Genomic DNA, 19,186 nt, shown 5'->3' on the forward strand with positions numbered 1-19,186 from the left:
AGAGACGAGAGTGCATCGCCCGGCGGGCCGGGCGATGCACTCTCGGTGTCGATCAGAGGTCGGGGCTGGGCGCGTCGATCGCGGCGCGCTGGGGGCCGCCGACCTTCAGCGCGGCGAGACGTGCCTCGACCTCGGTGAGCTCGCCCACGTCGTCGAGCGCGTTGAACTGGGCGTCGATGCTGGAAGCGGCGAGCTCCTGCTTGCCGGCGGCGAGGGCTTCTTCGCGACGGATCTTGTCTTCGAAACGGCCGAGCTCGCTGGTGGGGTCGAGCACGTCGATCGACTTGACGGCGTCGTGCACCTTGTTCTGGGCCTCGGCGACCTTGGCACGGGCCAGCAGCTCGCTGCGCTTGGAGCGCAGCTGCTCGAGCTTGCCCTTCATGCCGTTGAGGCCGTCCTTGAGCTTGTCGACGACCTCGGTCTGCGACGCGATCGTGGGCGCGGCCGACTTCGCCTCGCTCTCGGCGGTGATCTGACGCTGCAGGGCGATCTTCGCGAGGTTGTCGAACTTGTCGGCCTCGCTCGCGTTGCCGGTGGCGCGCAGCTCGTCGCCCTTGCGGCTGGCGGCGAGGGCCTTGTTGCCCCACTCGGCCGCCGCCTGCACGTCTTCTTGGTGGTCGCGCTCGAGCAGACGCAGGTTGCCGATGGTCTCGGCGATGGCCGACTCGGCGTCGGCGATCGAGTTCGAGTAATCGCGCACGAGCTGGTCGAGCATCTTCTGCGGGTCCTCGGCCTGATCGAGGAGCGAATTGATGTTCGCGCGAACGAGGGTCGAGATGCGACCGAAGATGGACTGCTTGGCCATGCGGGGTGTTCCTTCCTGAGGGCGACGATGTCGAGTCTGGTGTCGGATGCTACGAATTCTCTGTGATCGGCCCGGTCGCCGATAGGGGTGGATCAGCGTCGATTGACACGTCCTCCGCCGGAACGGCTGCGTCCGCCGCCGCTCCCGGCCCTGCCGCCTCCGCTGCGGGAGCGTCCGCCGCCGCCGAAGCCCCCGAAGCCGCCCGAGCCGCCGCTCCGTCCGCCGCCGCCGAAGCCGCCGAGGCCACCCGGGCCGCCGCCGCCGAAGCCGCCGCGTCGGCCGCCGCCGCCGAGCAGAGAGTTGATCGCGATCCCGCCGAGCAGAGCGCCCATCATGTCGCCGCCCCCGCCCTGACCCCCGCCGCCGCCGAAGGCGCCGACGTCGTTCTGGGCGAGCGACCCCGCCTGCGAGCCCAGCTGCGCGGCGCGCTGGGCGAGCGACAGCGCCGCCGCCGGGTCGGTGGAGCGCGTCTGCTCCGCCTGCACGAGGGCGGCGCCGGCCTCGGCCAGGCGCGTGCGTGCGGTGGGCCCCACGGCTCCGCGCCGCGCCGAGATGAAGTCCTCGGTCGCCGACACCTGCGCGCGGGCCTGGGCCAGCGTGCCGTCGAGCTGGCTCTCGGCGCGGCGGCGTCGCTCGGCGGCGTCACGGGCTTCGTCGAGCACGGCGTCGATGGTCGCGTTGGCCTGCTGCAGCCCCTCGAGGGCGCGCAGGGGACTGGGTCGCGGGGGAGCCAGGGTCGCGCGGGCGGCGTCGAGCTGCGATCGCGCCGAGGCGGCCGCTCCGGCGATGCGTCCGTCGGCGTCGGTGAGCTGCGCCGCCGCCGCGAGGTCTCCCTCGATCTCGGCGACGAGTGCGCCGGCCCGCTGCTGCGCGTCGGCGAGGTCGGTGCCGAGAGTGGTGATCGCGCGCTCCAGCACGTCGGCCTGGGCGACCGCGGCTTGGGCGGCGCGGATGGCGACCGCCGCCTCGCCCGTGCGCCCGGCGCCGAGGGCCGCCTGCGCCGCGGCCGTCTGCTCAGCGGCGAGGTCGAGTCGGGCGCGCGCCTGCACGGGGTTGTCGGCGACGGTGGTCAGGGCGTCGTCGGCATACTGCGCACGCAGACGCGCGAGATCCGCCTCGGCCGCAGCCAGGGCCGCCGCGACGGCCGTCTGCTGCTGCGTCGTGGCGGCCAGGGCGGCGGGGGCGTCGGCCTCCAGCGCCCGCAACTCGTCGAAGGCCGCGGTCTTGGCATCGAGTGCCGCGTCGGCGGCGGCGCACAGGCGCAGGATCTCGGCGTACCCGGCGCGCTGCTGCTCGGGGGTCTCGGGGGTCTCGTCGTCGAGCTGCTGCTGGATCGAGAAGGCCGCGTCGAGGTCGGCCTTGGCCTGGGCCAGCACCTCGACGAACGGTGCGGCGGCGGCGTCGCCGAACTGGGCGCGGGCGAAGCCGAGCTCCTGCTCGCTGGTCTTGACGGCGTCGTCGGTGGCGACCAACGCCGACCCCGCGCGCCGGGAGAGGTCGTCGATGCTCTCGGCGGGGCCTCCCGCGGCGCCCGCCGTCGCGCGCCGACGACGCAGGCCGAACCACACGAGTCCGCCCGCGATGGCCACGAGGAGCAGGCCCACCACCACGATGGGTCCGATCGCCGGTCCGCTCTGCGTGGCGGGAGTGGGCGGGGGAGCGGGCTGGTTGCCCCCCGCTTCGGAGTAGGCGGCGCGGATGCCGTCGGCCGCCGAGATCGCCGCCCCCGCGTCGTCGCCCGCGGCGAGCAGGGGCTGCACGCGTTCCTGTTCGATGGCGCCGAGCTGCGCGGCGGTCAATGCGCCGTCGTCGACGTCGCCCGAGAGGTAGAACGTGGCGGCGCCGTCTTCGATCGCGACGGCGAGCAGGTACTGGTGGGGTCCGAGCTGGTTGCGGTTGGCCGTCTCGTTCGCCCAGTCCTCGGCGGCGGGCGGGTCGGTGAACCCGTCGACGTACACGACCCACAGGTCGAGCCCCGTCTGCGTGGACAGCGTGATCATGCGCGACTGCACCTGCGCCTCTTGCGCGTCGGTGAGCACGTCGGCCTGGTCGACGACGTAGCTGGAGCCCAGCGAGGGAGGGGGGACGGCGAGGGCCGCGAGAGGCCCGCCGAGGATTCCCCCCACGGCCAGCAGCAGAATCGCCAGCACGTGTGCCGCCTTCGGCTTTCGCATGCCTCCCCTTTCGACGACCCGAAGTCCCCAGCCTATAAACGACCGCCGACACCGGGGAAGGACCGGCGCGTCCGCTGTCAGCGCACAATCGCGCCGCCTAGGCTCGAGCGTTCGGAGGTACCCATGGACGACCGTTACGGCACCGATGTGCTCGCCCGCGGCTGGCGCGACGCCGGACGCACCCCGCCCGCCCGCGTCGCGGCATCCGCAGACCTGGTCGTCGAAGTGGTCGGCGACGGATTCTGCGGGGCGGTGACCCGCGTCGACGGCATGAACGTCGAGCTCGAGGACCGCTTCGGCAAGCGACGCCTGTTCCCCCTCGGCGGCGGCTTCCTCGTCGACGGCGCCCCGGTCGTGCTCGACGCGCCGGCGGCGGCCCCGAAGGGACGCACGCGCACGGCCTCGGGCTCGTTCGCCGTCGCCGATCAGCGCGCCCGCACGGCCCGCGCGAGCCGCATCTTCGTCGAGGGCAAGCACGACGCCGAGCTCGTCGAGAAGGTCTGGGGCGCCGACCTGCGCGCCGAGGGCGTGGTCGTGGAGTTCCTCGAGGGCGTCGACCTGCTCGAGCAGGCACTGGATGCCGAGCCCCCCACCGCCGAGCGTCGCTACGGCGTTCTCGTCGACCACCTCGTGCCGAACTCCAAGGAGTCGCGGATCGCCGACAAGATCGCCCGAGGCCGCCACGGCGCGCACGTGCGGATCGTCGGCCACCCCTTCGTCGACGTCTGGCAGTGCGTCACGCCCCGCGCCCTCGGCATCGCCGCGTGGCCGGAGGTGCCCCGCGGCATCGAGTGGAAGGTCGGCGTCTGCCGCGCCCTCGGCTGGCCCGCCGAGGAGCAGGCCGACACGGCCCGCGCCTGGCAGCACATCCTGTCGCGCGTCACCACGTTCCGCGACCTCGAACCGGCCCTGCTCGGCCGCGTCGAGGAACTCATCGACTTCGTGACCGTCCCGTGAGCGGCCGCAAGCGTGCCACCTCGCGAGAGTCGCCGGAATCTGTCGCTCCCGCCGACGAGAAGCGACAGAATATGGCGACTCGCGCGGCGGATAGCCTGGATGCCATGGATGCCGCGCCCGTCTTCCGCGACAAGCCCGTGTCGTTCGTCCGGCGCAGCGGACGCATGTCCGAGGCGCAGGACCGCGCCTGGGCGGAGTTCTCGCCGACCTACCTGCTCCCCGTCGAGCGGGGCGCGGCCACCACGAGCGTCAAAGAGGGATCGGCGATCGACCCGGTCGAGGTCTACGGCCGTCGCGCCCGCCTGACCGTCGAGATCGGTTCGGGCCAGGGGCACCAGATCGTGTCGGCCGCCGCCGCCGATCCCGACAACGACTTCCTCGCGGTCGAGGTGTTCACCGCCGGCCTCGCCCGCACCATGCTCGACGCCGACCGCGCGGGGGTGAAGAACCTCCGACTCGCCGAGGCCAACGCCCCCGAGGCGCTGGAGCACCTGCTGCCGGCCGGCTCCGTCGACGAGCTGTGGGTGTTCTTCCCCGATCCCTGGCACAAGAACAAGCACACCAAGCGGCGACTGATCGCCCCCGATTTCGTCCGCGTCGCCGCCCTGGCGCTGGGGCCCGGGGCGACGCTGCGCCTCGCGACCGACTGGCAGGACTACGCCGACCAGATGCGCGAGGTGCTCGACGAGGCGCCCGAGTTCTCGCGGGCCTTCTCGGGCGACTGGGCGGAACGCTTCGAGGGCCGCGTGCTCACCGCGTTCGAGCAGAAGGGGCTGCGGGTGGGCCGCGACATCCGCGACCTGACGTACACGCGGGTGGCGCCGTGACCGCGCACGCCGCGGTCGCCGAGCGCGAGCGTTCCACGCTCTCGCTGAAACTCGTGCCGGCGCTGCTGGTCTGCCTCGCCGCCCCGGCGCTGTTCGTCGTACAGGTCATCTGGCTCGGCTGGCTGCTGCTGGCGCTGGCCGTGGCATCCGGAATCCTCGTCGACCGGCGCGCCGGCGTCGCCGTACTCCCCGGTCGCGACCCCGAGCCGAGCATCGCCCGCGACGTCTCGCTCGTCGCCCTCGGTCAGTTCATCGTCAGCCTCATCCCGCTGCAGGCCGAGCTCGACAACGCCGCCTTCCTGCGTTTCACGCTCGCCCTGGGCGGGGCCGTGCTCGTGCCGTACGCGATCTCGAGGTTCGTCTACCGCGACCACGCGATCCGTTTCCCGTGGCGGGGCGGCGGGCGGTGGACGTGGTGGCAGTGGGCGTGGCTGGGCGGCGTGATCGTGCTCGGCTACCTGATCCTGCCGTTCTACTTCATCACCTCCGGCGTCTACATGAACTGGCCGGTCGTCGACACCCCCGAGATGATCGCGCGCCTGTTCGTCGGCGTGGGCGCGGTGGGGATCTGGGACGAGCTGTTCTTCATCTGCACGGTGTTCGTGCTCCTGCGCCGGCATTTCCCCGACCTCACGGCCAATCTGCTGCAGACGATCGTGTTCGTGTCGTTCCTGTGGGAGCTCGGCTACCAGGCCTGGGGTCCGGCGCTGACGATCCCGTTCGCCCTCATCCAGGGCTTCCTCTTCTTGAAGACCCGGTCGCTCTGGTACGTCGTGACGGTGCACCTGCTGTTCGACGCCGTCGTCTTCGGAGTGCTGGTGCACGCCCACAACCCCGGCGCGGCGTCGATCTTCCTCATCTGAGGTCGATCCCGGATGCCGGGCCCCGGCGTCGTTCGCGTCGTCCGACCCGTGCACGGGCGCTGCCCAGGCGCGCTCGCTAGCCTGAGGGTCGGACGCCTCCCGCGTCCCCGGACGACGGATCAGTACCCGGACTGCGACAAGACTGGCCAAGGAGCACAGCCATGTCGTGGATCGTCCTCATCGTGTCCGGTGTCCTCGAGGCCGTCTGGGCCACCGCCCTCGGGCGTTCCGAGGGCTTCACCAAGCTCTGGCCGAGCGTCGTCTTCGGCGTCGCGCTGGTGGCATCCATGGGCGGGCTCGCCTATGCGATGCGGGACATCCCCACCGGCACGGCGTACGCGGTGTGGGTCGGCATCGGCGCCGCACTGACGGTGGTGGTCGCCATGATCAGCGGCGCCGAGGCGATCTCGGTCGTGAAGGTGCTGCTCGTGCTGGGCCTCGTCGGGTGCGTGATCGGCCTCAAACTGGTGGGCGACGCCCACTGACCAGGGGATTTCCTGAAAGTCAACCGCAGGGAACGTTCGGGTTGATCCGCTACTATCTGGCTTCACTGCACTTGTCCGGGCCCGACACCGTCGTCACTCGCCCACATCTTCCCCTGTGAAAGGTTCCGAGTGAGCGCACCGCCGAGCGAGCTTGCCTCCCCGACGCGTCCGTCGCGCGTCATCGAGCGACCGAGTCGACTCGACCGCTTGCGCGACTCCCGAGCGGGTCGGGCACTGCGTCAGTACGGGCACGACGTGCTGCGTACGCCCGAGGGCATCGTCCCCGTCGAGCGCGGCGCGTTCACGCGCGTGCTGCTGCTGTGGGCCATCGCCCGCGCGGTCAACTTCGGTTTCCTGTGGGGCTTCTACTCCATCGCCAAGGCGGCGCGGTGGGGCTTCGGTCCCGACAGTGAGCGCCTCGGCACGTTCTTCGACTACCTGACCGGGTGGGACGCCGACCGCTACGGCCAGATCGCCGCGCAGGGCTACCCCACCTCGCTGCCGATGAACGTCTCGGGCGACATCCTTCCGAACAACTGGGCGTTCCTGCCGGTGTTCCCCACGATGGTGCGCGTGCTCTCGGGCGCGACGGGCCTGGGGTGGCAGCCGGTCGCGATCCTGCTGAGCATGGGCGCGAGCCTGGGTGCGACGTGGCTGCTCTTCCTGCTGCTGCGCACGGTCACCAAGCCGCAGCCGGCGTGGTGGGCCGTGGTGTTCTTCTCCTTCGCCCCGATGTCGTTCCTCTTCGTGATCGGCTACAGCGAGGGCCTGTTCATGCTGCTGATGTTCGCCGGCATGCTGCTGGCGATCAAACGGCGGTACCTGTGGATCCTGCCGATCGGTCTGATGACGGCGTACACGCGTCCCGGGGTTCTGGCCCTGGGGTTGGCGCTCGGCATGGTCTTCCTGGTGCGGTTCTTCCGCCGCCGGGTCGACCCGTTCCCCGTGCGCGAGTGGGCCTCGCTCATGGCGAGCGGGCTCGTCATCGCCGCCGCGGGTCTGTCGTGGAACCACATCGCGCAGCACTTCACGGGCACGCACAACGCCTACATCCGCACCGAGCTCGGATGGTGGCTCGACTACGTCGGAAACGACGAGTTCACCCCGTTCACGCCGTGGTTCCGCCAGGCGGGAACGCACCTGGGCGTCGTGGGCATCATCCTGGTCGTCGCCCTCATCGTGGCCTTCCTGGCCCTGATGTGGTCGCGTCCCGTTCGCCGCATGGGCCTCATGGTCGTCACCTACGGCTTCAGCTACGGCATCTACATCCTGGCCGTGTTCCTCCCGCAGCAGAGCACGTTCCGACTGCTCATGCCGATGGCGCCCCTGATGGGCGACGAACGGTGGTCGTCGACGCCTCGGCGTCGCACGGCGATCCTCGTCGGATGCCTCGTGTTGCAGGTCGTGGCGATCCTGCTGCTGTGGACCCGTGGCAACCCGTGATCCGCTGACCTCCGAACGATGAAGGGGCGACGCCGTGACGGCGTCGCCCCTTCGTCGTTCTCACGGGCGTCAGTCGGGTCGGCCGGCCGGATCGATGGCGTCGATCATGTCCTGCTCGACGGCGTTGTCGGCATCCATCTCGGCCGTGCCGACCGCGCCGCTCTCGTCGTCGGCGAAGGCTCCCGCGGAGTCGTCGTCGTGACCGGCCGGTGCGGGCGCGGTCTCGGGAGCGAGCGGCACCGTGGGTTCGGCGGGGGTCGGGACCGTCGGTTCCGACGGGGTCGGAGCGAGCGGTTCGTCGGGAATCGACGGGGTTCCCGGGTCGGAGGGAGCCTGGGGGAGGGGGGTCGGGGTGCTCATGCCCCCACTCTGGGTGCCGCGTGCCGATCGGGCGACCCCCTTTCCGCCGGACCCCGCGGGGTGTACCGGCGCTAGGCTCGACGACGGAGGAACGACGTGAAGGGAAAGACGTGTCCACGGCGCACGATGTGACGCGACGCGAGGCGATCGCGCAGTACCGACTTGTCGGCGAACCCTCCGAGCCCGATCTTCAGGGGCTCGTCGAGCTCGCGGCGACCATCTGCGGCGTTCCCACCGCGGTGATCAACATCATCGACGATCGCATGCAGCACCAGATCGCGGCGGTCGGCATTCAGGCGGCGTCGTGCGCCCGCGAGGACTCCATGTGCGCCGCGGTCATCAGCACGCCCGGACGCGTCGTCGTGCCCGACGCGCGTCTCGACGAACGGTTCGCGCGGAGTGGTTTCGTCACGGGCGAGATCGCCCACGTGCGTTTCTACGCGTCGAGCCCCCTGATCACCCCGGCCGGTGTCGCGATCGGGACGCTGTGCGTCTTCGACGACGTGGTCGGAGAACTCTCGGATGCCAGCAGCCGCGCCCTCGATCTGCTCGCCCACCAGGTGATCGACGTGCTCGAGCTGCGTCGCGTGCAGCGCGACCTGATCGAATCGAACGCGTCGCTCGAGCACTTCGCCGTGCAGGTCAGTCACGACCTGCGCAACCCGCTGACGGCGCTGACGGGCTTCATCGAGCTCGCCTCGGACAGCCCCGAGATGGCGGCCGCGCCGCGCGCGGCGCAGTCGCTCGTCCGCGCAGAGGCCGCCGCCGGACGCATGACGTCGATGGTCACCGACCTGCTCGACTTCGCGCGCATGGGGGGCACGCGCCCCCACCTCGTCGAGGTCGACGTCGCCGACACCGTCGATGCGGTGCTCGAAGACCTCGATGGCGCTCTCGTGCGCACCGGCGCCGAGGTGACCGTCGACGCCTCGGCCCGGGTGATCGCCGATGACACTCTGCTCCGCGTGCTGCTGCAGAACCTCATCGCCAACGCGGTGAAGTTCACGGTGGCCGCCGAGAAGACGCCGACCATCCGCGTGAGCGTCGAGGTCCTGCCCGACGGCTGGCGCATCAGCGTCGACGACAACGGCGAGGCGGTCGAGCCCGAGCTGCGCGAACGCGTGTTCGAGCCCATGCAACGCGGCCACGGCGGCGAGGTCCCGGGCATCGGCATCGGCCTGGCGACGTGCCGGCGCATCGTCGACGCACATCGGGGATCGATCGGACTCGACGCCTCGCCCGCCGGAGGTACCCGGGCCTGGTTCGTGCTCCCTCTGCAAGACGCGGCCTGACCGATACCGGCCGCAGCCGTCGGACGCAACCATCGCGACACGGTGCCGCGTGAGCCGTAGCGTGGGCCCATCGAGACGCGGCGGCCCCGTCATCCGTCTCGCCCGAACCCCGCCGCCGAGGAGGAGCGTCCCATGGCCCGCAACGTGCGACTGATGCGCTGCACCCCCGACGACGTCTTCCGCGTGCTGGCGAACGGGTGGCTCTACCCCCTGTGGGTGGTGGGGACCTCGCGGATGCGCGACGTCTCCGAGGCCTGGCCGGCCGAGGGTTCCACGCTTCACCACTCCTTCGGGTCGTGGCCCGCCCTGATCAACGACACCACCACCATGCGCGTGTGGGAGCCGCCGTATCGCGCGGTGCTCGAACCGCACGGCGGTCCCATCGGTGTCGCCCGCGTGGCGATCGACGTGAAGGCGCGCGGTGACATGTGCGTCGTCCGTATTCAGGAAGAGCCGGTCACCGGACCGACGACCCTGCTTCCCGACACGGTCTTCGACGCGATCACGCGCTGGCGCAACGCCGAGACCCTGCACCGCCTCGCCTACCTGGCGGAGGGGGGCGCCCCCGGAACGCAGGGCGGAGCGTCGGCCCTCGGGTACGAATCCACCGCCGAGAGGGAGGCGATCGACCGATGAGCGAGACCTACGACGCGATCGTCGTCGGATCCGGACCCAACGGCTTGGCCGCGGCGGTCACGCTGGCGCGCGCGGGGTTGTCGGTCGCGGTCTACGAGCGTTCGACGACCTTCGGGGGCGCCGCCTCGACGGCCGAACTGACCCTCCCGGGTTTCCGGCACGACGTGGGCTCGGCGGTTCATCCCCTCGCCCTCGAATCGTGGTTCTTCCGCGAGTTCGGTCTCGATCGGCGCGTGCCGCTCATCGTCCCCGAGATCTCGTACGCGCACCCCCTCGACGGCGGGCGCGCCGGGCTCGCCTACCGCGATCTCTCCCGCGCGGCCGAGGGCCTGGGCGTCGACGGTCCCGCCTACGAACGCCTCATGCGCCCCCTCGTCGATCACCTGCGCGGGGTCGCCGACTTCACGGGCAACGCCCTCCTGCGCGTACCGGGCGATCCCCTCGCGGCCTTCTTCTTCGGCATCCGCTCTCTCGAGCAGGGCGGGCCCTGGTGGAACGCGCGGTTCCGCGAAGACGTCGCGCCGGCGCTGGCCACCGGTGTCTCCGCGCACACGATCCTGCACCAGCCGAGCCTCGCGGCCGGCGGTGCCGGTCTCGTGCTCGCCACCTACGGGCACGGCCGCGGATGGCCGATCCCCGTCGGCGGCAGCCAATCGATCGCCGACGCGATGATCGCCGACATCCGCGCGCACGGGGGCGTGTTCCACGCGGGCGTCGAGGTCACCGCCCTCGACGAGTTGCCGCCGTCGCGGGCGGTGCTGCTCGATACGACGCCGCGGGCATTGATCCGCCTGGCCGGTGACCGGATGCCGGCGGGGTACCGCCGCGCCCTGCAGCGGTTCCGCTACGGCGGGGGTGTCGCCAAGGTCGACTTCGCGCTGAGCGACCCCGTGCCGTGGACCCACCCCGACATCGGCGGCGCCGGAACGGTGCACATCGGCGGGACGCGGGCCGAGATCGCCGCCGCCGAGAACGCCGTCGCGCGCGGCGATCTGCCCGACGCGCCCTACGTGCTCGCCGCGCAGCCGACGCTCTTCGACCCCACCCGTGCGCCCGAGGGCAAGCACGTGCTCTGGGCGTACACGCACGTGCCGGCGGGGAGCCCCGCCGACCGGGAGGAGGCGGTGGTGCGTCAGATCGAGCGCTTCGCGCCCGGCTTCCGCGACACGGTTCTGGCCTCGTCGTCGCGCACGGCCGTCGACATCGCCGCGTGGAATCCGAACTTCCCCGGCGGCGACATCTCGGCGGGCGCGCCGACGCTCCCTCAGCTGCTGGGGCGGCCGGTGTACAGCCCCGAACCCTGGCGCACCCCGATGAAGGGCGTGTACCTGTGCTCCTCGTCGACCAGTCCCGGCCCCGGAGTGCACGGCCTCGCCGGGTGGCAGGCGGCCCTCAGCGCCCTGCGGCACGAGTTCGGCACGCGCCTGCGGCCCGACCTCGCCCCGCGCGCCGATCAGGTCTTCACCTCGGCGCCCTGACGGTGCCCGAGGGCGACAGCGTTCTGCGCCTGCGTCTGCGGTTGGATGCCGCGACGCGCGGCGCCCGCGTGGCCGAGGGCGAGCTGCGCTCCGGTTCGGCGGCCGGCAGGTCGCTCGCGGGGCTGCGGATCGAGGGGTACGACACCCACGGCAAACACCTGCTCACCCGGTTCGACGATGCCACGACCCTGCACACGCACCTGCGCATGCAGGGCAGCTGGACGATCACGCGCGCCGGGCGCTCCCTGCCGACGGCCGAGCGCGAGCGGGCGCGCGTGCGCCTGCGGTTCGACGACGGCCGGGAGATGTGGGGCATCGACCTCCCCGTCGTCGAGCTCGTCGCCACGGCCCGCGAGCGCGACGTGATCGGCCACCTGGGCCCCGATCCGTTGCGCGACGACTGGGATGCCGCCGAGGCGGTGCGTCGGCTGTCGGCGCGGCCGGAGCGCACGTTCGTCGCCGCTCTGCTCGACCAGACGCGCCTCGCCGGTCTCGGCAACCTGTGGGTGAACGAACTCGCCTTCCTCCGCGGCATCCATCCCTTCGCGCCGATCGGGGCGACGGATCTGCCCGCGCTGGTGGCCCTCGCCGCGCGGTGCCTGCGGACGTCGGCGACCGTGCCGGGGATGTACCAGGTGACAACGGGCGACCGACGCCGCGGTTCATCGCACTGGGTGGCGGGCCGAGCGGGGCGCCCGTGCCTGCGGTGCGGCACCCGGGTTCAGGTGCGCGCCGAGGTTGTCGACGACCCCGAGCGACGACGCACCTGGTGGTGCCCGCGGTGCCAGCCGGTGCCCTCGGCCGCCGAGGTCGGATCACCGGGGTAGAACAGCGCGGCCGCCGAGAACGAGAACTCGCTGCGGGTCACGGCGCGGTGTCGGCACCGCCGAAAGCCGGGGCCGTCGCGGCGCCGGCGGCCCTCGTCGCCGAGGAGCCGCCGGACCGTCGCGTGCAGCGCGCGATCAGGAGATGTCGCCGGTGGGGGAGTCCGCGGTGTTCGAGGCGTCGTCGGCGTCCTTCTGGGCCGCCGCTCCTTCTTCGGGGGATTCGCTTCCCGCGCCGTTCGAGTCCTGGTCGGGAGCGTCGTCGGTGCGTCCGTCGATGTCGGTCATGTCATCTCCATCCGTCAAGGGTCGTCGTGTCGACCCGGGCCGACGCTGTCACGCGTCGACGTGCGTGTCCAGGGGGTCGACGAGGGCCCAGCGGTCGGGCGCCGCCGCCGTCACGCCGACGGTGGTGTGGCGGGGAGCCCGGTTGGGCTCACAGGAACGGGGCGAGGGCGCCGGCTGTCAGCGCGAACGCCAGGGCCGTGCCGCCGACAACCGTGGCCGCGGTGGCGGTCGCACGTTCGGCGCGGTGACGCCGGGCGGTGTTGGCCGGGTGCGTCGTCGAACGCAGCGAGGATTTCGCGGCGGAGAGCTCGTCGTAGCGACCGACGGGGATGCCGTGCGCGTCGCGCGAGACGTATCCGCCGGTGACCTGGTCGACGCAACCGAAGTACTCGCCGCCGCGGTGGGCGACCCAGAAGCCGGTGTCGACCTTCGCCCAGAGGACACGGGTGGAGGCGAGCGCGCTGAGAGGCGCGAGGGAAGCGGTGCTCACGTCACGCCGCCACAGACAGGCTGGGGCGCCGAGCAGCGGGCGCGGTGCCGCGCGTCGCGGCGGCACGGGCGGGTGCCTCGGCCGTGGGGATCTCGGCGTTCAGGTCGACGACCAGACCGGCCGACGAGTTCGCCATGTCGGCCATGTCCTTGAGAACGCGGGGGTTGAGGGCCTCGGGCTCGGCCGAATCGAAGACGAAGCGCATCGGGATCGCCGGCTGCAGCCAGATCGTCGATCGTCCCGGGGTGCCGTCGACGTGAGCCCAGCTCAGAGTGAAGCTCTCGCTGCGGCGGAGTTTGGTGGTCGCGACGACTTTCAGGTGCGACAGCAGTCGATCGGGGATCTGGATCGACTCGCTCGTCGTGCCGTAGAACAACTGCCCCATGGGGTACTCCTCTCGCAGCGGTTTGCTGGGTTACGAACATACTCGACTAGTAACTAGTTTGTCTAACTATTGGTTTGGCGATATGGTTTCTCCACCAGGGAGGAGTGTGTCGTGACAGATGTCCGCGTCGCGCCTCGCGAGAGCGCCCCTCCGACCGACTCCGCTGAGCCGAGCTACTGGTACGGCGACGAACCCGCCGACCGACGTATGCGCAGCAAGGCCGTCCTCGAATCGCTCCGGGTGTACCGCGCGGCCGAGGTCGCGATGCGTCGCCGCACGCGCGACTCGATGTCGATGGGCGAGAACGAGCTGCTCGTTCTGCGTTACCTGCTGCGCGATTCCTCCCGCCGCGTACGACCGGGGGAGTTGACGAAGTACCTGGGTCTGTCGACGGCGTCCACCACGGCCATCCTCGACCGGTTGGAGCGATCCGGGCACCTCACCCGCGCCGCCAATCCCGACGACCGCCGCAGCATCTTCGTGCAGGCGACGCCGCGCGCCGATGCAGAGGTGCGGCAGACCCTGGGCACCATGCACGACCGCATGCTGGCCGCGGTGATCGACATGACACCCGAAGAATCGGCGAGCGTCGTCGCCTTCCTCCGGCGGATGAGCGACGCGGTCGACGGCGTCGCGGTCGAGACCCCGGCGGTCGACTCCCCGTGATCTACGTGCTCGTCGGCGGCCCCCGCGACGGACAGCACGTGGATGATCTGCCGCGCGGCTACCGTCTGTCGCTGGGCGACCCGCAGCCCGAACCGTTCGGCGAGTTCGAGACGGTTCGCGCCGTGTGGTTCGAGCTCGACGAGGCGATGTTCCGCACGGTGCAGCGACGCGACTGATCGGTACCTCACGTCGGCACGCCCGGCAACCCGCCCCCGTCGGGCGTCGAAGGCCCGCAGTCTGTGAGCATGCGCTGTGTCACCTACGCCGGAGAAACCGTCCTCACCACCGATGACGTCGCGTCGTCCCTGATTCTGTTGACGGCGGCGGTGGCGAAGGAAGGCCAAGCCGAGGCCGTCAGCATCCCGATCGTCACCGACGACAAGAAGGTCGCCCAGGCGGAACTCGTCATCGGAGTCGGCAACGACGTGCTGTCGGCACCGGTGGACTGGACCGACGAGGAGCCGGACTTCTCGCACGCGGCCCAGGAGCTGAAGGACCACCGTCTCTTCCCGCGGACGCACCTGCGCGCCGTCGAGCCCGCGGAGTCCGACGAGGGCGACGGCGAGCCCATCGACTGGGACTTCGACCAGCCGACACGGGCCTGACGCCTCCACGGGTGAGGCCCGGGCTCCGCAGGGTGGGAGTCACGCCGCGAGCCTTGCGCCGGGCTCGCGGCATCCGCTATGTTCGCAAGTCCGTGCCGACCGGCACGATGAGCCGAGGGGACGACACGATGACCGCGATGCGCGATCTTCGTCAGGAGCAGCAGGATGCGTACCTGCCGTTCCTGCTTTCGTCGTACCCTCCGGTGCCGGCCGCCTAGACCTCGTTCTCTCGCGCCCCGCCCGTCAGGTCGGGGCTTTTCTCTTTCCACCGTGTGGGGGAGTGCTCCGACCGGAGCTCACCCCAACCGCGCATCCGCGCACCACACGAAGGAAAGGATCCATGCAGAAGCTCACCGAACGACTGGTGTCGTGGGCGAGTCTGATCGATGACAAGACCATCGAGCAGGCCCGTACCTCGTCACGCATGCCGTTCATCTACCCCCACCTCGCCCTCATGCCCGACGCCCACCTGGGCCTGGGCGCGACGGTCGGGTCGGTCATCCCGACTCTCGGAGCAATCATGCCCGCGGCCGTCGGGGTCGACATCGGCTGCGGCATGATCGCGGTCAAGACGCAGTTCACGGCTGCCGACCTGGCCGGTCGCGACCTCGCGGAGCTGCGGCAGCAGATCGAGCGAGCCATCCCGCTGTCGGCCGGTCGCGACAACCGCAAGATCGTCGCCACCGCCGAGCCGCGCGTGGCCGAGCTCGAGTCGCTCGCCGAGAAGGCCGAATTCGACCCCGCGAAATACGCCGGTCACTGGCGGCACCAGCTCGGTTCGCTGGGCAGCGGCAACCACTTCATCGAGATCTCGCTCGACGAGAACGACGACGTGTGGATGTTCCTGCATTCCGGCTCCCGGGGTGTCGGCAACCGCATCGCGCAGCACCACATCAAGGTCGCGCAGCGCCTGGCGAAGCAGTGGTGGATCGAGCTCCCGCATCCCGACCTGGCGTACCTCGTCGAGGGGACCCCGGAGTTCACGCGCTACATCCGCGAGCTCCGGTGGGCACAGCACTTCGCCCTCCTGAATCGTGAGGAGATGATGGATCGCGTCGCGAATCAGCTCGGACGTTTCCTCGAGACGACCGTCGAGGAGAGGGAGCGCATCAACTGCCACCACAACTTCACGGAGTCCGAGAGGCACTTCGGCAAGCGCGTGTGGGTGTCGCGGAAGGGCGCCATCATGGCCGACGAAGGTCGGCCGGGACTCATCCCCGGGTCGATGGGCACCGCGTCGTACGTCGTCGAGGGGCGCGGCAATCCTGTCCCGCTGAATTCGTCACCGCACGGAGCAGGCCGGGAGTACTCACGCTCGGCGGCCCGCAAGACCTTCACGCACGAGCAGTTGCGTGACGCGATGGCGGGCATCGAGTACCGCGACACCGACGCGTTCATCGACGAGATCCCGCAGGCGTACAAGCCGATCGATCAGGTCATGGCGGACGCCGCCGACCTGGTGAGCGTGCGACACACGCTGCGGCAGATCGTCAACGTGAAGGGCGACTGAACAGGATGCCACGGGTGCGGCCGACGTGCCCGTGGCATCCTGCTCCCGCCGGTGGCGTTCGCGGGTCGCTCTCAGCGGGTGATTCCACCGATCAGCGGGGGGAGATACACCTCTGGGAGGATGCGGTCACTTCCCCCGGTTCGACAGCATGGGGTCAACGTCTGCCGCACCGCGCAGGCGTCGAATGCCCCCCCGGAGCGGAGAACCCATGCCCCCGACCGCCGACTCGGCTCCCGTGCCGACCGTCGAGCGCCCCGTCGACACCGCAACCGCAACGCTCGAGCGGCAGAGAGCCCGCATCCGCGCGGCGCAGGCCCGCCTGGCGGCATTCATCGCCAGTACGGCTGCTGATGTCGACGAGGTCGCCGGCGAGGCGGAGGCGGCGCTGCGTGCCGCGGTGTCGTCGGGCGCGGGTGTCGAGCGCGTCTCGGCCGAACTGGAGCTCAGCCCCCGGGCGCTGCGCGCGATCATCGACGGGTCGGTCCGGCTTCGTAATCTTCACCCCGACGAGCGCCTGAGGTCGGTGTAGCGAGGGCCCCCGCGAGCACGCGCCGTGTGCGCTCGCCGGGGCCCCCGTGGTGGCATCCGATCCGGGTCAGCTCAGACGCTCGGCCCGGTACTTGTCGCCGCTGAAGCCGAGGATGAGGTAGCCGATGACATGGAACACCACGAGCAGAACGAGCGAGAAGAACCACCCGTGGCCGAAGGCGCGGCCCACCCGCAGCGACACGATGATGTGGAAGACGAAACCGACGATCGGCACCAGGTAGAGCAGCGCGAACCAGCCCGAGAACCCGGCGATCTTGGTGAGGTAGACGACGTTCACGAGGGGGATGATCGCCAGCCACCCGGCATACCCCGCCTTGGTGAAGACACGCCAGAGCGCGATGACCAGCACGACGTACACGGCGATGGCGAGAAGCGAGTTGGTCGCGCTGAGCGCGAAGAGCGAGGTCTGCTCGGTGATGGAGGACGGGCTCGAAGTCAGCATGGGCTCATCGTAGGGCGTTGTCAGGGAGTTCCCAGGGTGGGCGTTCCGGCGCCGGAGCGCACCGCCGGGATTACGCTCGGTGCAGGTCGAGCGATGGCGGAGGCGGACGGCATGGGCGAGAGCCGATTCGAGTGGGGCGGCCTGAGTGCCGGTCGGGGCGATTTCGTCACCGCGCCCGAGGCCCTCGCGATGCTCGAGGTGCTGGCGATCGCGCACACCGACCTCGAGGTGTCCACCGAGCTGCGCGATGGCGCCGCCCGCGCGCGATTCGCCCGAGGCGCGCGGTGGGCCGTCGTCTCGACCCCCGGTTCGCGCTGGTTCTCGGTCGAGACCGACACCGGTCACCGCACGGAGCTCATCGACGCGTCGTCGTCGAAGGACGAGAGCGCGCGCTTGCTCGCCGCGTACGTGGATGTCGCCGAGGCCTACGTCCGCGGCGATGCGGTGCCCGCGCAGGGGCATGGGTTCGCGGGGTCGACCGTCACCCTCGACGTCGAGGGCCGACGCGTGGTCCTGACGCAGCCGCTCGGTCGTCGGGTGCGCGGGATGTTCGGACGCTAGGCCTCCGTCGCCTCCGCGGTCAAGCCGTTGGGGCCGAGGCCCCCTCGTTGACAGGCTGGACCGGTACGCGACGAAGGGAACACCATGAGCGACCCGCAGAACTCCGCCCCGGCCGACGACGCAACCGACCTCGGCGACGACCCGACGGTCAAGCCGAGCCAGGAGACCGACCCCGACGAGGGCTCCAAGGCCCCCACCAAGGACGACCCGAACGCCGACCACCAGGCCACCGGCATCGGGATCATCGACGGCGAGTGAACCGGATGCCGTGGGGTCGGAGCGCGAGTCCTCGCCCCCGCCCCACGGCGTCGGGGATGCCGCGGACGCGGTGATAACCTGGACCGGTCCGCCTCCGTAGCTCAGGGGATAGAGCGTTGGTTTCCGGTACCAAAGGTCGCTGGTTCGATTCCAGTCGGGGGCACCATACGAGACAAGGGATCGCGGGTCATTGAGACCCGCGGTCCCTTTCGTCTAGCGGCGGGCCTCGTCGGAGCGTCATCGTTCGCGCCGGGTGAGATCACGCGTTCGTGGCGAGATCACACGCTATGTGGCGTGATGTCGTGCGTAACGTGTGCGTTGGCGCCGGGCGTGTGCCGTCGCGCCGTGCGACGTGACGCCGCTGCCAGCCCGCGTGCGGCGATGCTGTCCTTCACCAGAGACGCCGGTCCGAGCGAATCGTCGAGCAGCAGCGGCCCGATGGAGGCTCTGCGCTACTCCGGGAGCGCCACTCCCTCATCTCAGATCTGCGCGATCAGAGCGTGCCGTGGTCTTCTCTGGGGATGCGCACGGGCCTCAGCCGCCAGGCGCTGAGTGAGCGCGTTGTCGGCGCCGACAGATAGGGAGCCACGCGTCATCGCCGGCCCGGTTTGTCGGCTGGAAGTTCCTGCCCCGTCCAGATTCGACAGCTCTGGAACGGAGCGACGGATTGACGTAGAATATGACTCTGAAATCATACTGCGATGGAGGGTGCAATGACTGCCTCGACGCTCATCCGCGCCGCCCGCAAGAGCCAGCGACTCACTCAGAAGCAACTCGCAGACCGCACTCAGATCGACCAGAGCCGCGTTTCCCGGTCAGAGGGCGGGCGAGATACCGAATTCGGCACGGTGGAGCGACTGCTCGCCGGCGCAGGGCATCGGCTGTACTCCGCACCGACCCAGCGTGACGACGCGGCGACTGCGGCTGAAGAGATTCGGCATCGGCTAGCGGAAGGGCAGAGGGACCGCGCTCTTCGCGCGCTCCTGCAACTCAACGACAATCTTCTCGCCGAGCGAGGGTTGGTGCGAGGGATTCTCGGCTTGGCCGAGCCTGCATCGACGCTGGATCGAGCGTGGGATGCTGCGCTCGCGGGTCTCGTCGCCTGGCGGCTGCGAGAGGGAGGACTCCCCGCACCCGAGTGGGTTTCAGATCCGAGCCGGTATCTCCGTGCGCCCGCGACGCTCGACGTCGACCCGGCCGACCCGACTCCGCCCCCGTCGGAGGTGCCAGACGAGTTCGCCGAGCGCGGTGTGCTCGTCTGGCGTGACACCTTCGCGAGCGTGTGAGC

24 protein-coding genes, 1 tRNA gene and 1 riboswitch are annotated in these 19,186 nt (G+C 70.8%); of the genes, 18 read left to right on the forward strand and 7 right to left on the reverse strand.

Annotation, left to right across the window (positions count from 1 at the left end; genetic code table 11):
- Positions 1-52: 52 nt before the first annotated feature.
- The gene (locus tag IFU19_RS10290) at positions 53-805 is read right to left on the reverse strand and encodes a PspA/IM30 family protein (RefSeq protein WP_055834714.1); all 753 of its coding nucleotides are present in this window, start codon (positions 803-805) and stop codon (positions 53-55) included.
- Positions 806-897: 92 nt separating this feature from the next.
- Positions 898-2,979, reverse strand: a complete 2,082-nt coding sequence (locus tag IFU19_RS16860; RefSeq protein WP_192013631.1) for a TPM domain-containing protein — start codon at positions 2,977-2,979, stop codon at positions 898-900.
- A gap of 123 nt (positions 2,980-3,102) precedes the next feature.
- Between IFU19_RS16860 and IFU19_RS10300 the strand changes: the two genes are divergently transcribed.
- From IFU19_RS10300 to IFU19_RS10320, 5 genes are all read left to right on the forward strand, one after another.
- Positions 3,103-3,936 carry a DUF3097 domain-containing protein gene (locus IFU19_RS10300; RefSeq protein WP_191915246.1) on the forward strand — a complete coding sequence of 278 codons (834 nt, stop codon included), beginning with the start codon at positions 3,103-3,105 and terminating at the stop codon, positions 3,934-3,936.
- Between the two features lie 104 nt (positions 3,937-4,040).
- Positions 4,041-4,763 (forward strand): tRNA (guanosine(46)-N7)-methyltransferase TrmB, encoded by a 723-nt coding sequence (trmB, locus tag IFU19_RS10305; RefSeq protein ID WP_055936799.1) that lies wholly within the window; start codon positions 4,041-4,043, stop codon positions 4,761-4,763.
- Positions 4,760-5,626, forward strand: a complete 867-nt coding sequence (locus IFU19_RS10310) for a CPBP family intramembrane metalloprotease (protein ID WP_191915248.1) — start codon at positions 4,760-4,762, stop codon at positions 5,624-5,626. The genes trmB and IFU19_RS10310 overlap by 4 nt, the downstream gene beginning before the upstream one ends.
- A gap of 86 nt (positions 5,627-5,712) precedes the next feature.
- Positions 5,713-5,777: riboswitch (guanidine-III (ykkC-III) riboswitch) on the forward strand.
- A 10-nt stretch (positions 5,778-5,787) separates the two neighbouring features.
- On the forward strand, positions 5,788-6,111 hold the full coding sequence (locus IFU19_RS10315; protein WP_055834729.1) for a DMT family transporter: 324 nt from the start codon (positions 5,788-5,790) through the stop codon (positions 6,109-6,111).
- Positions 6,112-6,318: 207 nt separating this feature from the next.
- Positions 6,319-7,554 carry a hypothetical protein gene (locus IFU19_RS10320; protein WP_192013633.1) on the forward strand — a complete coding sequence of 412 codons (1,236 nt, stop codon included), beginning with the start codon at positions 6,319-6,321 and terminating at the stop codon, positions 7,552-7,554.
- 69 nt (positions 7,555-7,623) lie between these two features.
- Here IFU19_RS10320 and IFU19_RS16865 read toward each other — a convergent pair whose 3' ends face one another.
- Positions 7,624-7,914, reverse strand: coding sequence for a hypothetical protein (locus IFU19_RS16865; protein ID WP_191915250.1), 291 nt, complete (start codon positions 7,912-7,914; stop codon positions 7,624-7,626).
- A gap of 110 nt (positions 7,915-8,024) precedes the next feature.
- Between IFU19_RS16865 and IFU19_RS10330 the strand changes: the two genes are divergently transcribed.
- The 4 genes from IFU19_RS10330 to IFU19_RS10345 all read left to right on the forward strand — a co-directional run bounded on the left by IFU19_RS10330 (position 8,025) and on the right by IFU19_RS10345 (position 12,147).
- A complete protein-coding gene (locus IFU19_RS10330) occupies positions 8,025-9,206 on the forward strand; it encodes a sensor histidine kinase (RefSeq protein WP_070408314.1) in 1,182 nt (393 codons plus the stop codon).
- Between the two features lie 132 nt (positions 9,207-9,338).
- Positions 9,339-9,842, forward strand: coding sequence for an SRPBCC family protein (locus tag IFU19_RS10335; RefSeq protein ID WP_192013635.1), 504 nt, complete (start codon positions 9,339-9,341; stop codon positions 9,840-9,842).
- Complete coding sequence (locus IFU19_RS10340) at positions 9,839-11,320, forward strand: phytoene desaturase family protein (RefSeq protein ID WP_192013637.1); 1,482 nt, start codon at positions 9,839-9,841, stop codon at positions 11,318-11,320. The genes IFU19_RS10335 and IFU19_RS10340 overlap by 4 nt, the downstream gene beginning before the upstream one ends.
- 2 nt (positions 11,321-11,322) lie before the next feature.
- A complete protein-coding gene (locus IFU19_RS10345; RefSeq protein ID WP_192013639.1) occupies positions 11,323-12,147 on the forward strand; it encodes a DNA-formamidopyrimidine glycosylase family protein in 825 nt (274 codons plus the stop codon).
- A 135-nt stretch (positions 12,148-12,282) separates the two neighbouring features.
- Here the strand turns inward: IFU19_RS10345 and IFU19_RS10350 are convergent, their stop codons facing one another.
- The 3 genes from IFU19_RS10350 to IFU19_RS10360 form a co-directional block, all read right to left on the reverse strand.
- Positions 12,283-12,432, reverse strand: coding sequence for a hypothetical protein (locus IFU19_RS10350; protein ID WP_156458740.1), 150 nt, complete (start codon positions 12,430-12,432; stop codon positions 12,283-12,285).
- Between the two features lie 148 nt (positions 12,433-12,580).
- Entirely contained in the window at positions 12,581-12,922 is a 342-nt protein-coding gene (locus IFU19_RS10355; RefSeq protein ID WP_055834749.1) for a hypothetical protein, read from the reverse strand.
- A 1-nt stretch (position 12,923) separates the two neighbouring features.
- Complete coding sequence (locus IFU19_RS10360) at positions 12,924-13,307, reverse strand: DUF7882 family protein (RefSeq protein WP_192013641.1); 384 nt, start codon at positions 13,305-13,307, stop codon at positions 12,924-12,926.
- 111 nt (positions 13,308-13,418) lie between these two features.
- Between IFU19_RS10360 and IFU19_RS10365 the strand changes: the two genes are divergently transcribed.
- The 5 genes from IFU19_RS10365 to IFU19_RS10385 all read left to right on the forward strand — a co-directional run bounded on the left by IFU19_RS10365 (position 13,419) and on the right by IFU19_RS10385 (position 16,617).
- Entirely contained in the window at positions 13,419-13,973 is a 555-nt protein-coding gene (locus IFU19_RS10365) for a MarR family winged helix-turn-helix transcriptional regulator (RefSeq protein WP_342343403.1), read from the forward strand.
- Positions 13,970-14,149, forward strand: coding sequence for a hypothetical protein (locus IFU19_RS10370; RefSeq protein ID WP_070408309.1), 180 nt, complete (start codon positions 13,970-13,972; stop codon positions 14,147-14,149). Before IFU19_RS10365 ends, IFU19_RS10370 begins: the two co-directional genes overlap by 4 nt.
- A 69-nt stretch (positions 14,150-14,218) precedes the next feature.
- Positions 14,219-14,578 carry a hypothetical protein gene (locus IFU19_RS10375; RefSeq protein WP_070409836.1) on the forward strand — a complete coding sequence of 120 codons (360 nt, stop codon included), beginning with the start codon at positions 14,219-14,221 and terminating at the stop codon, positions 14,576-14,578.
- A 340-nt stretch (positions 14,579-14,918) separates the two neighbouring features.
- The gene (locus IFU19_RS10380) at positions 14,919-16,088 is read left to right on the forward strand and encodes an RtcB family protein (protein WP_192013643.1); all 1,170 of its coding nucleotides are present in this window, start codon (positions 14,919-14,921) and stop codon (positions 16,086-16,088) included.
- Positions 16,089-16,296: 208 nt separating this feature from the next.
- Positions 16,297-16,617 carry a hypothetical protein gene (locus IFU19_RS10385; RefSeq protein WP_192013645.1) on the forward strand — a complete coding sequence of 107 codons (321 nt, stop codon included), beginning with the start codon at positions 16,297-16,299 and terminating at the stop codon, positions 16,615-16,617.
- A 66-nt stretch (positions 16,618-16,683) separates the two neighbouring features.
- On the opposite strand, the gene IFU19_RS10390 is transcribed toward IFU19_RS10385, so the two are convergent.
- Positions 16,684-17,079, reverse strand: coding sequence for a DUF5684 domain-containing protein (locus IFU19_RS10390; protein WP_055936837.1), 396 nt, complete (start codon positions 17,077-17,079; stop codon positions 16,684-16,686).
- A gap of 111 nt (positions 17,080-17,190) precedes the next feature.
- Between IFU19_RS10390 and IFU19_RS10395 the strand changes: the two genes are divergently transcribed.
- The 4 genes from IFU19_RS10395 to IFU19_RS10410 all read left to right on the forward strand — a co-directional run bounded on the left by IFU19_RS10395 (position 17,191) and on the right by IFU19_RS10410 (position 19,184).
- Entirely contained in the window at positions 17,191-17,640 is a 450-nt protein-coding gene (locus IFU19_RS10395) for a hypothetical protein (RefSeq protein WP_192013647.1), read from the forward strand.
- An 84-nt stretch (positions 17,641-17,724) separates the two neighbouring features.
- Positions 17,725-17,898 (forward strand): hypothetical protein, encoded by a 174-nt coding sequence (locus tag IFU19_RS10400; RefSeq protein ID WP_156458742.1) that lies wholly within the window; start codon positions 17,725-17,727, stop codon positions 17,896-17,898.
- Positions 17,899-17,988: 90 nt separating this feature from the next.
- Positions 17,989-18,064 (forward strand) — tRNA-Arg (locus IFU19_RS10405).
- A gap of 547 nt (positions 18,065-18,611) precedes the next feature.
- Positions 18,612-19,184: a helix-turn-helix domain-containing protein gene (locus tag IFU19_RS10410; protein ID WP_055834781.1), complete on the forward strand. Its 573-nt coding sequence runs from the start codon at positions 18,612-18,614 to the stop codon at positions 19,182-19,184.
- Positions 19,185-19,186 lie beyond the last annotated feature (2 nt).

This window comes from Microbacterium sp. CFBP 8794 (assembly GCF_014841235.1).
Classification (GTDB): Bacteria; Actinomycetota; Actinomycetes; order Actinomycetales; family Microbacteriaceae; genus Microbacterium.